The sequence below is a fragment of the Paenibacillus sp. MZ03-122A genome (genome assembly GCF_024213325.1).
GTDB classification, from domain to species: domain Bacteria; phylum Bacillota; class Bacilli; order Paenibacillales; family Paenibacillaceae; genus Paenibacillus; species Paenibacillus polymyxa_B.
This window is the reverse complement of sequence record NZ_JANAVI010000010.1, coordinates 54,379-67,706: the sequence shown is the minus strand read 5'-3', so window position 1 is coordinate 67,706 and position 13,328 is coordinate 54,379. Positions and strand designations below refer to the sequence as shown.

Here is a 13,328-nt window from a genome sequence, read left to right as displayed (position 1 = left end):
TCTTATGCTTTACGCATATAAGCACGCACCGTAAGCGGCGCGAAGATCGCCACAATGACTGTAGCGCCAAGTAGGGAGATCGCCAGTTCCCCGCCAATCGTTCCCGTATTCGCAAGCTCTCTGACTGCGTTCACAAGATGTGAAATCGGGTTGGCGTTCACAAACCACTGCAGCCAACCAGGCATTGTGCCGACAGGCACAAATGCGTTGGAAACAAAAGTGAGCGGAAACAGAACAATCATGGAGATGCCCTGTACACTAGAAGCAGTGCGGGCAATCACGCCAAAGAAGGCAAAAATCCAGCTGGCTGCCCAGGAACACACAATGACCAGAAGCGCGGCGATAGCTACACTCAGCAGTCCTCCCCCTGGCTGATACCCCAAAATATATCCCATGGCGAAGGTAAGTACAGTTGCAATAGTATACCGGATACTGTCAGCCAAAAGAGCTCCAGCCAAAGGCGCAATACGTGCGATTGGGAGTGACTTGAACCTGTCGAACACTCCTTTGTTCATATCCTCACGTAGTTGGACGCCGGTAACGACGGAGGTCGAGATCACAGTCTGCACGAGGATGCCTGGAATAATAACCGGCAAATAATGCTGCACGTCTCCTGAGATGGCGCCGCCAAAGATATAGGTAAACATAAGGGTAAAAATGATCGGCTGGAGCGTGACATCAAACAATTGTTCGGGAGTATGCCGGATCTTTAGAATGCCCCGGTAGGCCATCGTCATGGAATTGGAGAACGCCTGCCTGAAACTCACAGACTTCTTCAATGTGCGATCAGAACCTGTCATAGCAGTAATACTCTTCATGCTCTCGCCCCCTCCACAGCATGCGCTCCTTGGGACGTCTTGTTTACTTGTGCTCCATGACCAGTGATGGACAAAAACACCTCGTCAAGCGTCGGCTTTTGCACACTCATCTCTGCTAGGCGAATCTCTCCAGTACGGAGGGCAATCAGCAGGTCCGTTACCCGATCTGCATTGGCCATCGGAGAAATAATCTTTCCAGCTTCCACTGACACGCTGGACTTGACTGAAAGCACCTGTTCAACGATCTGAACAGCCCTCTCAATGTCCTGTTGATTTTGTACTTTGAGTTGCAGCGTCGACGCCCCTACTGCCGCTTTCAGTTCATCCACCGTACCCTCAGCGACTACCCGACCACGATCGATCACCGCGATTCGGTCAGCAAGTTGATCCGCCTCATCGAGATACTGGGTTGTGAGCAGTACGGTGGAACCGGTCTTGACCAGACGCCGGATCGTGTCCCACATCTGGACACGCGTGCGCGGGTCTAATCCGGTGGTCGGCTCATCCAGGAAGATTAGCGGCGGCTTGGCAATGAGACTTGCAGCCAAATCCAGCCGTCGGCGCATACCTCCAGAGAAATGCTTTAGCGGTCGTTTGGCCGCTTCGGCCAAGCCAAATTCCTCCAGCAGCTCCGCTGCCTTATGACGCGCCTCGGCACGTCCCAGTCCAAGTAGCCTGGAGAAGATGATCAGGTTCTCGGTAGCGCTAAGCGACTCATCGACCGATGCGTACTGGCCTGTCACCCCGATCAATTGACGCACAACCTGCGGTTCCTTTACTGCATCGTGCCCGAAAATACGGGCCGATCCCCTATCAGGCCGTAATAATGTTGACAGCATTCGGATGGTAGTCGTTTTGCCTGCTCCATTAGGACCGAGCACCCCGTAGATCGTGCCAGCACGTACATTCAAATCGACACCGTCAACTGCACACTTATCACCAAAAGCTTTAACGAGTCCCCTTGCTTCAATGGCCAAGGTCTCTTTTCTGTCTGTATAATCCACATTCATATCCTCCCTATACGGTTTCTATAGAGAGGATAACCCACGTTTATGAACTGAATATGAATAGAACCGTTTACGTTTTCCAAAATTCATGATAATTTCTTTCTGACAGAGAAGCCAAAGAAGTCCCTATATGGGACTTCTTTGGCTTTGTCCTTTTAATGAATAATGGAAAACCTTTATTTCCAGATTCGGCTTCATGCTAAGCACTAACTTGGATATTGAACCTATTTACACTGTAAAAAAATAATCTCGTTCTACCTTGCTCACTCTTAAACCAAATGTTTTATACCACTCGGATTTCCCTTTTTCCTGCGCTACCTTGTGCAGCTCGTTATGTTTCCAATTTTTTATAGCGTCCAGAGACTCCCAATAGGAAACTGTAATGCCTACTCCATTGTGGTCACGAACACTTTCCATACCTAGAAAACCTGGCTGTTGGGCAGCCAGTTCCACCATTTTGTCTCCCATCACTCCGTACCCGCCATCTCCTTCCGTACGTTCAGAAGTAAAGATAGCCGCATAATAGGGCGGACGAGGAGTTTTAGCAATTGAGTTCATATGCCCCTCCTAAAACAAAATTAAATAACCTTTCTTTAATTTGATTATAATCATAAATATTAAATAAAAAAAATGAATATATCTGATATGATACATGAATATATTTCATAAAAAAATAGGAGTGAACACGAATTTGTTTAAATATAAGATTTTTCTTTGCGTAGTTGAAATGGGAAGTTTCACAAAGGCCGGGGAAGTTTTAAATCTTACACAATCAGCAATCAGCCATGCGATCTCTGGATTGGAACATGAACTAGGGCTGACTCTTCTGATCCGAGGTCGTTCAGGCATCAAATTGACCAATAACGGGGAAAGATTGATGAAGCGATTTAGAGAGATTGTACAAATGGACGAAAAGCTCTACCAAGAGGTAGCTTTAATTAAAGGATTGGAAATCGGAACCGTAAAGATCGGCACATTTTCAAGCGTCTCTATTCATTGGCTGCCCCGTATTCTAAAAAAATTCAATGAGCAGTTTCCTCTTATTGAAATAAAACTGCTCGATGGGAACTACCATGAAATTGAGAGCTGGATAGTCAGTGGGGAAGCTGATTTCGGCTTTGTGAACCTACCCACGTTAGACGCATTAGAGGCGTTGCCATTAAAAGAAGAAAGCATGCTTTGTCTACTTCCTTCCGATCATATTCTTGGAAAGCAAGCCTCAATTCGAGTAGAACAGCTCAGAGATGAGCCTTTCATTATGCCTGTTGCAGGCTGTGACACGGATGTAAGAAATATTTTTTCACAGCATAATATGTCACCTAAAATCAAATATGAATTAGAAGATGACCATGCGATTATGGCTATGGTGCAGAATGGCCTAGGCGTGAGTATTCTTCCTGAAATGATCCTGTCTCACATTCCTTACGACATCTCTATTCGACCTTTGGACGAAAGGCATTCCCGTACTATCGGTATCGCTACCGCTTCCTTAAAAAATGTTTCTCCAGCCGCTAAAAAATGTATGGACTTTATTACTGAATGGATCAACTAGCTTCATCATGTCGGCCAAGGAAGCGGATTCTCAAAACTGGACCAGTCCATATCCATTTCGTTATCGTTCAGTAGGCATTCATCTAGCTCTTCTTCCAAGTCCGGTCGATTCATTCCGATACCTATCATGACGATTTCGTTCATGCGGTCGCCCCATTGTTCATCCCAATGGTCCAGAGCCTCAGGATCGGCTGCCACGATCTCCTGCCGTTCTTCTTCAGATAACGCAGCAAGCCAGCTTCCCGCAGGGCCAAATTGAATAGATGGTCCTGCCTGGCTAATACTCGCTGCCCAATCCTGCGGGGTTGCAATCCAAGCCAAACCTTTGGCGCGAACGACCTCCTCCGGCCAGTAGCTCATAAATTCAGCCAATCTCGCAGGATGAAATGGCCTTCTACGGCGATATACAAAGGAATTGATCCCATATTCGTCTGTTTCCGGTGTATGGCTTTCAAGCTCCAGCTCCCGAATCCATCCAGCGGATTGACTAGCTTTGTCAAAATTGAACAGCCCTGTATTCAAAATATCCGAAGGAGCGACCTTTCCCTTGGAAGTTCGAATGATTCGGGCTTCAGGCTGTAATCTCCGCAGCACACCCTCCAGCTTGTCTAGCTCCACAGGCTGAACCAGATCGCACTTATTCAAAATCAATACATCACAGGTTTCAATCTGGTCAATCAGCAAGTCCGAGATATCACGCGTGTCGTCTTCACCAGTAGCCTGCCTACGATCCAGTAGCGTTTCTCCTGATTCAAAATCATGCCAGAAACGGTTCGCATCAACAACGGTCACCATGCAATCCAGTTTTGCCAGCGAAGCCAAATCAATGCCAGTTCCTTCATCGGCGTACGTAAAGGTTTGAGCGATTGGCACGGGCTCACTGATACCTGTAGATTCGATTAAAATATAATCAAACTCGCCTTGTTCCGTCAGCTTCTTGACCTCCAGTAATAAATCTTCACGCAATGTGCAGCAAATACAACCATTAGACAACTGGACCAGTTTTTCTTCTGTTCTGGACAAGCCGCCCTCTTTTTTAACGAGCTCGGCATCTATATTCACTTCACTCATGTCATTGACGATAACTGCCACTTTCATTCCGTCCCGATTGTTTAATACATGATTCAAAATCGTTGTTTTTCCTGCACCCAAATATCCGCTCAACACGGTTACCGGTATTGGTTTCTTATTCATCGCTGGTACGCTCCCTTGAATATTAACTTTTCATTCTTTTAAATCGTAATAATTACTATTAACATTAACTTTCAGTAATATACAGCATCCCTTTTGCCTTGTCAACTGTGAAGAAACTCTTGAAATGAATAATCTATCCATTAGGTAATCGCAAAATGATGGAAGTCTGTGCGGGGCGGTTAGATGCCTATCAGCGTGTGCTCGGGATGACTTTAGCCAGTTTGCCCTTCTGGTTATTGCTTTCGTTATATGGAGTTTTCAGCGCGGGAATGCCAAGTAAGGATCAGACGATTCAGTCTGCTTTGGTAGCTGTGTTTTCAGGGGTGGTCGCTACGGTTTTATTTTTTAAAGCTACAAATCAGGTTCGTGGAAATATGCAAAAGCTGGTGACGTGTAGAAGCGACACAATCTCTGGAAGTGCTTTTTGCATTAATGGGAGAATTAATCTTTCTGTCTATTCTAATTCCATCTCCTTTATCATGGATCTGTATGTTCATCGTCATCTTCGGCATGATTCTACACAGTTATGTTACAGATGCTAAAAGCTTTATGTAACTTCAGGCATTAAAAAAGACCGCAAAATAGATGCGGTCTTTTCAAATTTCTTGAATCGAACAATCTTACTTTTCTACATTTTTTTTGAATTCGCTTATAAAGTCTTTAGGATCTGATTCTACAGTATAAGGAAATACGCCTTGTTTCGTATGCAAATAAAGAACACCATGACCCTGCCCGATACTTTTAAACGATATATCATATACCTCATTGAGAGAAAACTCCCGGTACGCTGATACAATTTTAGTTGTATACAAGTGTAAAACTCGGCGATGAATGACTGTTTCCTGTTTTAACGGAGTTACGATCCTTTCCGCTTTGTAATACGGCTGGACTGAAATAATATTGTGCACATGATCCCTCCACATTTATTATCAATCCAGACGGATATGACGCAAATCCCGCACTATGGGTTGCTTTCATTTTGGTTGTTTTGAAGATGTATTTTGTTCCAATATCGGTGCCAGATCATCCTGAACACTGTTCCCCCATAAAGGGACTCCCGAACGGTAGGCAGCCCTTCCATTTAGATGTCCGGCTACGGGAGAAGTGATAAAGACAAACACAATGGCAAGCAGTAATTTGATGCTGACCACGTCTACATAAAACAAAAAATAAAGGAAGGCTCCTGTTAATACGCAAAGCACGCCAAGCGTTGCACTTTTGGTTGCGGCGTGAGAACGTAAATAAACATCTGGCAGCCGAATCAATCCAAACGCGCTCAATCCACAGAACAGAGCGCCGAATAAAACAAGGATCGCAATAAGCAACTCACCGATCAAGTTCATCCCCCCCAGTATCTATGACGGCGTCTCTTTCTATATATCTCGCCAACGCCGTTGTTCCTATAAACGTCAGGATTCCTATAACAAGAACAATCTCAATAAAATCCTGTGTCCTCAGCTGCATGCAGATCACAGCAATCATAGCTAGCAGATTTATACCTATCGTGTCCAGTGCGGCTACCCTATCTGGACGGGTCGGTCCTTTAATCAAACGGTACAAGCAACCTAATATGGCTAAGGAGAGAATAGCCAGTGATGCAGCCAAAAGTGCCGAAACTATCACTGTGTCACCTCCATGATCGCTTTTTCAAATGTCCCTCTAATTTGCTCAGAAAGCAGTGTCGCGTCCTGTATGTCCATGGCATGAATATACAGCATTTGACCTTCTTCGGATACTTCCAGAGTGAGCGTTCCTGGTGTTAGACAAATGAGGCACGATAAAATAGTGATCTCCCAATCTGACTTTAGGGCAGTCTCATAGACAAAAATGCCTGGGCGGATGGTCAGCTTCGGGCGGAGAATATGATGGATAACCGCAAAGCTGGAAACGATCAGCTCTCGCATAAACAGAAGTAGCAGCTTCAGGATGGCCCATATGCGCTTCAGGTAGAAAGGTTCTGGACGGAATTTACGCAAAACAAGCAATATGGCTATCCCTAGAAGAATGCCCATGGTGAACCGCGACCCTGACCAGTCGTTGTTAAGTAGCATCCACAGCAACGCAATCATCAGATTTAATAATATTTGAAAGACCATCTTCATCTACTCCTTTATTACAGCTTCGATGTATAGCGCGGGATGAGCCAGCACATCACCGGCTTGTGCAACATAGGAATAGACCCAATCCGCCCCGATGCCCATCAATATAACCAGGACGAGCAAACCGGCCGCCACAGCATTCACACTTTTTAGCCTTATCTTCGGCAGGTCGCCTTCGGGTTCATTCCCCCAAAATGCAAGCTTGAATACTTTGATCAGCGAATACAGCACAAGGAAGCTCGAGCCTAGCCCAATCAAGGATAATGTCAACATTCCGGCATCCAGTCCGCCCCGAGTGATCAACACTTTACCGGCAAACCCGCTAAGCGGTGGAATACCTACAAGTGCAAGGGCCAGTATAAAGAACATCCAGCCGATTAAGGGATAGCGTTTGATGAGGCCCCCCATATCTTTTAATTGGTCCGTTCCCGCTGCAGTGATAATGATGCCCCCAAGAATAAACATTAATCCTTTCGCCAACATATCGTGCAGCAAATAGAAAACCGCCCCATTCAATGCATCTGGTGTCGCTGCAGCCAGACCGAAGGCCACAAAACCTACACTGATAATGACGTTGTAATTAAAGATACGAGGAATATCGTTATAAGCTACCGCTCCCAGTCCTCCCAGAATCATCGTAGCCGCCGCCAGCCAGGCGATCCACGTATGAGTGAGTCCGGGATCATTCACAAAAATAAGAGTAAAGGTCCGAATGATTGCATACAGTCCCACTTTTGTCAGTAACGCACCGAACAAGGCCCTTATAGCAGACGGCGGCGCACTGTAAGAACCCGGCAGCCAGAAAAAGAGGAATAAACCCGCTTTCAATGCGAACACAATCAGGAATAGAACAGCGATCACATTGAGTACGCCGCCCTGCCCCGCTTCAGCAACCCGCTGAGACAAATGAGCCATATTCAGGGTGCCTACAGCCGCATATAGATAAGCAACTGCCGCCACAAAAAGTGTGGAAGACACAATGTTAATGAGCAAATATTTGGACGTTTCCCGAAGTTGGAGCTTCGTTCCCCCCAGAGAAATCAAGGCATAGGAGGAAATCAACATAACCTCAAAGAAAACGAACAAATTGAACATATCTCCTGTAAGAAATGATCCATAGACACCTACAAGCAGGAAGTGAAAAAAGGTATAGTAATAAAAACGTTCCCGTTCTGCCCCAATACTGCGGAAGGAGTAGAGAAGAATACCCAAGCTTACCACTGAAGCGGTCAGCACAAGTAGAGCCGCAAACATGTCCCCCACGAACACAATGCCATACGGCGGCACCCATCCTCCCATTTGCAAAGTTTGTATACCCTCGCTATGAACGCGGTAAATCAGCACAAGAGCAATCATAATATTCAAAATGGCGCTAACTGTACTAATGAACCGCTGAAGCAGAATCTTCTCCTTCAGAAAAATCAATATAACGGCGGTACATAAGGGAATTAAAATCGGTAGTGCCAAGAGATTGCTCATTGTTCTTCCCCCTTGACACTGTCGATTTCATCGGTGCCCAACGTCTGGTATGAGCGGTAAGCAAGCACGAAGAAAAAGGCAGTGACTCCAAAACTGATAACGATAGAGGTCAGAATTAACGCCTGCGGTAAAGGGTCCACATAAGTTTCCGCTTTACCTCCTAATACTGGAGCAGCTCCTGTCTTTAGTCCGGCCATCGTCAGTAGCAGCAGATGGACGCCATGTGTTAACAAGGAAGTACCCAAAACAATACGCAAAAGACCCTTAGATAGAATCAGGTACACTCCAATTGTAAATAAAATACCGACTGCTACAGCCATAATCAGTTCCATTTCACTCATCCCCCCCTATGGTAAAAATAATACTCATGGTCACACCTACTACAGCCAGGTATACCCCCAGATCAAAGAGGACTGCTGTAGCCAGCTCGGTATCCCCCATAATAGGCAGATCAAAGTGGCCAAAGGCATGGCTGAGAAAAGGGGCTCCGAAAACAAACGAGCCAGCCGCAGTCAGAATTGCAATGAGCAGCCCCACCGCCGTGATCATGCGGTAATTCACCGGAAGGACTTTACGAACCGTGTCCATTCCGAAGGAGATCGCCATCAAAATAAGCGCAGCTGAAGTCATCAGCGCTCCGATGAAGCCACCTCCCGGATTATTGTGTCCGGCAAAGAACAAATACATTGAGAAGGTGAGAATCACAATTATGATAACCTTGGACAGGGTTCGCAGGATCACATCATTACTCTGGGACGGAAAGGCAATTCTTCCTCCCTTCTTATTTTTGTTGGCGGGTGAAATGCCGGGCTCCATTTTCAAGTTAATCAAGGCATAAATGCCGAGGGATGCAATAGCGAGAACCATAATTTCGAACAAAGTATCGAATCCCCGGAAGTCAACGAGAATGACATTGACTACGTTTTTCCCTCCGGCCAAGGAATAGCTTTCTTTAAGGAAAAACTCCGAAATGGGAGCGAATGGACTGCTGCCCATGGCTGCCAGCGCAATGAGTGTTATCGTAATTCCTACACCCACAGCGATAATCAAATTCGGCAATCTAAAGCTCGGACGCTCCTTCTCCTTCTTTAACTTTGGAAGATACTTAAAGCACAGAAGGAACAGAATGACGGATACTGTCTCCACGATCATTTGTGTTAACGCAAGATCCGGTGCGCGGAAGATAACAAACAGCAGGGTCACCATGTACCCGACTGCACCGGTGAACAAAATCGCGTTGACCCGCGACTTAGCAAAGGGTACGGCAAACGCTGCTAGAAGCATTACAACAACAATGACAGCCTCATAAAAGGTTAACGGAGCATAGTGGATCATACCCAGCGATATCCCTTGCGTCCCAAGCATCACACTTCCCAAGGCAATTACGAAAAAGCCAAATATATAAAGCAAATAGTGTCTGTTTGATCCCGTCATATAGAGATTTGTGAAGCGGTTCGATCCACGTTCCAGCACTTGAAGAGATCCATCATACATGAGATTAAGAAAATTGCTACCGTTCCATTCCCGATCCAGAATCCGCAGTCGGCTGTATCTTCTATAGAGAAGTGTCCCGGCAGCGATAACACCCAGTGTCATGAATATCTCAGGTGTCCAACCATGCCAGAAATGTATGGAGACACCAAAGGTTTCCACTGGCGACAATAGCTCGTTATAGATCGAGCCCATAGCCGGCTCAATCAGAGAATAAGACAAGAGATCAGGAAATAAGCCGAATACCACAGCGAGTGAAACCAGCAGGACTGGGGAAATCAACAGACCCAGCGGCGCTTCATGCGGTATTTTATCGAGCTTCTCCGGCTGAAGTTTACCGGTAAAAGTCTTAAATACCAGAATCATACTATAAACAAAAGTGAATACACTGGCAATCCATGCAATCACCGGAATTAGAATCATCCACGACTGTGTATTCAGAACATCCAACTCCCGAATATTTAACACAGCGGTAAAGAACATTTCTTTACTCAGAAAACCGCTGAATGGTGGTAACCCTGCCATGGAGAAAGCCCCCATCAACGCCACAGAAAAGGTGACTGGCATTAAGGACATTAAACCGCCGAGCTTGCGCAGATCCCGAGTGTTCACCTCGTGGTCGACAATACCAACCACCATAAATAGAGAGCCTTTAAAGACGGCATGGTTGATCAGATGAAAGATGGCCGCCGCAGTAGCCGTCGTATAGAATAACGACTCCTCTGTACCAGAAAAAAAGGCAGAAGCCGATCCCAGCCCGAGCAAACACATAATCAGACCGAGCTGACTAATGGTGGAATAGGCAAGCAGAGCTTTAAGATCTGTTTGTTTAATCGCTTTAAACGATCCATAAAAAAGCGTGACCAGACCGGAAAGTGAGACCAACCAGAACCATTCGGACTGACCAGCGAATACGGGGCTAAGACGCGCCACAAGGTATAACCCCGCCTTAACCATTGTAGCTGAATGCAGATAAGTACTGACGGGTGTCGGTGCCTCCATGGCATCGGGCAGCCAGATGTGAAAAGGAAATTGTGCGGACTTAGTGAATGCCCCCAGTAGAATCAGCAGCATCGCCGGAATAAACAACGGGGACTCGGTCAATAAGCCGACTTGGGCTATAATCTCCCGAATGCTGTACGTTCCACTCATTACGTAGAGCAGATTGAACCCCGCGAACATCGCCAGCCCGCCAAAGACAGTGATTAGCATCGACTTCAGCGCTCCATAACGGGATCTTTCCCGTCGGTGCCAAAAGGCAATCAACAGGAATGAAGTAATACTGGTTAACTCCCAGAATCCATATAGAACCATCAAATTGTCGGACAAAACGACACCAAGCATTGCTCCCATAAACATGAGCAAATAGATGTAGAAATGGCGAATCGCTTCCGTCCGCTTATTAAGATAATAAATGGAATACAAGATCACCAGCGCGCCCATTCCCGTAATCAGCAGAGCAAACAGCAGGCTGAGTCCATCCAGATACAACGTAATATTAATCCCAAGCGATGGCATCCAAGATATAGTTGACATCGTATCATTTCCAGCCTGAATGTTCGATATCCTTGTCAGGAAATACAGGAAAAGAGCTGTGGGTAGGGGCAAGACTGTCCAACCTGTATGAAAGCGCGAAATGCCCTTGGTCAACGGGATTAGAACAGCCAGCAGAAATGGAATCAAAATTGCAGCATGCAACACAGTCGAGCACTCCCCCTATATAAACTTTTTTTTTTGTATATGAACTTCTAGGAATGCGGCTTTATCCATTCACTTTGTAGAATTCTCAAATACTGGGCTTCGCCATTTCTAACGATTTTGAATAGACCGCTGTTGAAATCAGTATCCAGCTCACGGAAAAATATCCCTTTTATCGTATCTTCTCCATCAGGCTCTTCACTCAGTACATAACTTCCATCCTGCTTCACCAAATAAGCGGAAAATCCCTTCTCATGTGAGTGCTCTAAAAGCTCGGGATAACGCTGTACAGCCACAATATGAAGATCAATAGGACCCAGTTGTTCAATCAAATCGTTGACAAAATTACCACGGGTAATCTCTTGCCATAGCGTTTGACTGGACTGGCCGATGATGATTTGAGTAACCTTTTTTTCCTGGGCTGTCTCCACAATCACCTCAGCTGTCTTTTTCCCATTGCATTTACGAATCAGAAACGCTCCTCCAGCATCTTTAGTCTGCTCTTCCCATCCCGAGAGGTATTGTTCCTTGTTTTGGTTGTATTCATGATCTGTGGTTGCATCCACTGTAAGCACATATAAAGGAGCCCCGAGAAACCGGGACAACTCGCTGCCTCTTTGAATTAACCGCTGTCCGTGCGGACCATAATGGACACACACCATAATGCTCTCATTGTTCATCTCCGCCATCATTTTCTCTGCCTCCTGTTTCCAATTTACGAAAAAAACACAAAAAGAGCCCGCTGTTGGCAGGCTCCTCCGGGTAAACCAATATACAATTAGTTTTAATTATATAGTTTACCGGGGAGATTGTAAAGGTAAATCCTTTTGCGTATAGCACCTAGTATAAATGGAGAATCTTCATACAAAGGAGTGGTTAACATGTTGATGCGCAAAGTGATGATCTGCACCAGTCTCTTTATCCTGTTGCTTGTCGTGGGTTGGAGACTTGAATATAATATCCATGCAAAAACAGTGAAGAGCAACCAAAAGTTATCAGCAAATGAAAGTTACAAATTCCGATCAGCCAATTTTGCTGAACCTGTTCTAATAAACATTCCCTTTCTCCCCCGGGAGTATGTACGGATCGTACGAAAGATTAGCGAATAGTTGTTAGCTTTTCCAATTAGCTTTAATATGAGCCCTTGACATAGCCGTTTTACCAACCACGATTTAGGATGAGAGACTAGGGCGTGTCTTCAAACTCAAGCAAGCCAGATCATAATGGAAGCCAACGTCAAAAAGGCCTTGAAGGTACACGCCAATTTATCATAGCGAGTCGCCAGGCGACGATAATGTTTTACTTTGTTAAAAAAGCATTCCACCAAATGCCGCTCTTTGTAGAGATCCCGATCATATTCCGGTCGAACATGGCGATTCTTCTTGCTCGGGATGACCGGAATCGCCTGCTGTTTATCTAATAGAGCCCGGATGGCGTTCGTGTCGTAAGCTCGGTCCGCTAAAACCTGTTTCTTTGTGAGCTTTAGGGTCCGAAGTAAGTCGTATCCTTTCACCGAGTCATGAGCTTGCCCACCCGTTAGCTCAAAACGAAGAGGGTTTCCCAAGGCATCGACTACGCCATGGATCTTGGTGCTGAGTCCGCCTCGAGAACGCCCGATTGCTTGCTTGGCTGCCCCCCTTTTGCTCCCGAGCCATGTTGGTGGACCCGTATAATGGTGGAATCGATCATGACGCTTTCATCGTCCTGCTCTTGCGAAACGTGCTTAAGAACCTGATCCCATATCCCAGCTTTTTGCCAGCGCCGGAAACGAGTATACACCGATTTCCAATGAGGATACCGGTCTGGCAAATCTCGCCATGGGGCGCCCGAACGTGCGACCCAAAGCATCGCATTTAGCATATGTCGATTGTCTATTGCCGACCGTCCTCCTTGGGGTTTTCGTTCAGGTGGGAACAAGTATCTTTTATCCGCTGCCATTCATCATCTTTGATTTCGTATCGTGTATTCATCTACTTTAATTAACCATCTGA

The 13,328-nt window shown here is 45.9% G+C and carries 13 protein-coding genes and 2 pseudogenes; 3 read left to right on the top strand and 12 right to left on the bottom strand.

Annotated elements, in window-relative coordinates:
• Positions 1 to 2 precede the first annotated feature (2 nt).
• The 3 genes from NLX74_RS19690 to NLX74_RS19680 all read right to left on the bottom strand — a co-directional run bounded on the left by NLX74_RS19690 (position 3) and on the right by NLX74_RS19680 (position 2,383).
• Positions 3 to 818, bottom strand: coding sequence for an ABC transporter permease (locus tag NLX74_RS19690; RefSeq protein ID WP_254329726.1), 816 nt, complete (start codon positions 816 to 818; stop codon positions 3 to 5).
• Positions 815 to 1,828: an ATP-binding cassette domain-containing protein gene (locus NLX74_RS19685; RefSeq protein WP_254329725.1), complete on the bottom strand. Its 1,014-nt coding sequence runs from the start codon at positions 1,826 to 1,828 to the stop codon at positions 815 to 817. Before NLX74_RS19685 ends, NLX74_RS19690 begins: the two co-directional genes overlap by 4 nt.
• 225 nt (positions 1,829 to 2,053) lie before the next feature.
• Positions 2,054 to 2,383, bottom strand: coding sequence for an antibiotic biosynthesis monooxygenase family protein (locus NLX74_RS19680; protein WP_254329724.1), 330 nt, complete (start codon positions 2,381 to 2,383; stop codon positions 2,054 to 2,056).
• Between the two features lie 94 nt (positions 2,384 to 2,477).
• On the opposite strand from NLX74_RS19680, the gene NLX74_RS19675 reads away from it, so the two are divergent.
• Positions 2,478 to 3,377 (top strand): LysR family transcriptional regulator, encoded by a 900-nt coding sequence (locus tag NLX74_RS19675; protein ID WP_254329723.1) that lies wholly within the window; start codon positions 2,478 to 2,480, stop codon positions 3,375 to 3,377.
• Positions 3,378 to 3,382: 5 nt separating this feature from the next.
• Here NLX74_RS19675 and NLX74_RS19670 read toward each other — a convergent pair whose 3' ends face one another.
• Positions 3,383 to 4,570, bottom strand: coding sequence for a GTP-binding protein (locus tag NLX74_RS19670; RefSeq protein WP_103047776.1), 1,188 nt, complete (start codon positions 4,568 to 4,570; stop codon positions 3,383 to 3,385).
• Between the two features lie 134 nt (positions 4,571 to 4,704).
• On the opposite strand from NLX74_RS19670, the pseudogene NLX74_RS19665 reads away from it, so the two are divergent.
• Positions 4,705 to 5,125: pseudogene (locus NLX74_RS19665) on the top strand (multidrug resistance efflux transporter family protein); the annotation flags it as partial.
• 419 nt (positions 5,126 to 5,544) lie between these two features.
• On the opposite strand, the gene mnhG reads toward NLX74_RS19665, so the two are convergent.
• From mnhG to NLX74_RS19630, 7 genes are read right to left on the bottom strand one after another with little or no spacing between them, the layout of a single operon-like run.
• On the bottom strand, positions 5,545 to 5,913 hold the full coding sequence (mnhG, locus tag NLX74_RS19660; RefSeq protein WP_061830357.1) for a monovalent cation/H(+) antiporter subunit G: 369 nt from the start codon (positions 5,911 to 5,913) through the stop codon (positions 5,545 to 5,547).
• On the bottom strand, positions 5,897 to 6,190 hold the full coding sequence (locus NLX74_RS19655) for a Na(+)/H(+) antiporter subunit F1 (RefSeq protein WP_254329783.1): 294 nt from the start codon (positions 6,188 to 6,190) through the stop codon (positions 5,897 to 5,899). The genes mnhG and NLX74_RS19655 overlap by 17 nt, the downstream gene beginning before the upstream one ends.
• Entirely contained in the window at positions 6,190 to 6,666 is a 477-nt protein-coding gene (locus tag NLX74_RS19650) for a Na+/H+ antiporter subunit E (protein ID WP_061830356.1), read from the bottom strand. The genes NLX74_RS19655 and NLX74_RS19650 overlap by 1 nt, the downstream gene beginning before the upstream one ends.
• A gap of 6 nt (positions 6,667 to 6,672) precedes the next feature.
• On the bottom strand, positions 6,673 to 8,148 hold the full coding sequence (locus tag NLX74_RS19645) for a Na+/H+ antiporter subunit D (RefSeq protein WP_254329722.1): 1,476 nt from the start codon (positions 8,146 to 8,148) through the stop codon (positions 6,673 to 6,675).
• Positions 8,145 to 8,480: a Na(+)/H(+) antiporter subunit C gene (locus NLX74_RS19640; protein ID WP_061830354.1), complete on the bottom strand. Its 336-nt coding sequence runs from the start codon at positions 8,478 to 8,480 to the stop codon at positions 8,145 to 8,147. Before NLX74_RS19640 ends, NLX74_RS19645 begins: the two co-directional genes overlap by 4 nt.
• Position 8,481: 1 nt before the next feature.
• Positions 8,482 to 11,340: a Na+/H+ antiporter subunit A gene (locus tag NLX74_RS19635; protein ID WP_254329721.1), complete on the bottom strand. Its 2,859-nt coding sequence runs from the start codon at positions 11,338 to 11,340 to the stop codon at positions 8,482 to 8,484.
• 47 nt (positions 11,341 to 11,387) lie between these two features.
• The gene (locus NLX74_RS19630; RefSeq protein ID WP_254329720.1) at positions 11,388 to 12,029 is read right to left on the bottom strand and encodes a universal stress protein; all 642 of its coding nucleotides are present in this window, start codon (positions 12,027 to 12,029) and stop codon (positions 11,388 to 11,390) included.
• A gap of 189 nt (positions 12,030 to 12,218) precedes the next feature.
• On the opposite strand from NLX74_RS19630, the gene NLX74_RS19625 reads away from it, so the two are divergent.
• Entirely contained in the window at positions 12,219 to 12,446 is a 228-nt protein-coding gene (locus NLX74_RS19625; RefSeq protein WP_254329719.1) for a hypothetical protein, read from the top strand.
• 95 nt (positions 12,447 to 12,541) lie between these two features.
• Here NLX74_RS19625 and NLX74_RS19620 read toward each other — a convergent pair.
• Positions 12,542 to 13,307: pseudogene (locus NLX74_RS19620) on the bottom strand (IS5 family transposase).
• Positions 13,308 to 13,328 lie beyond the last annotated feature (21 nt).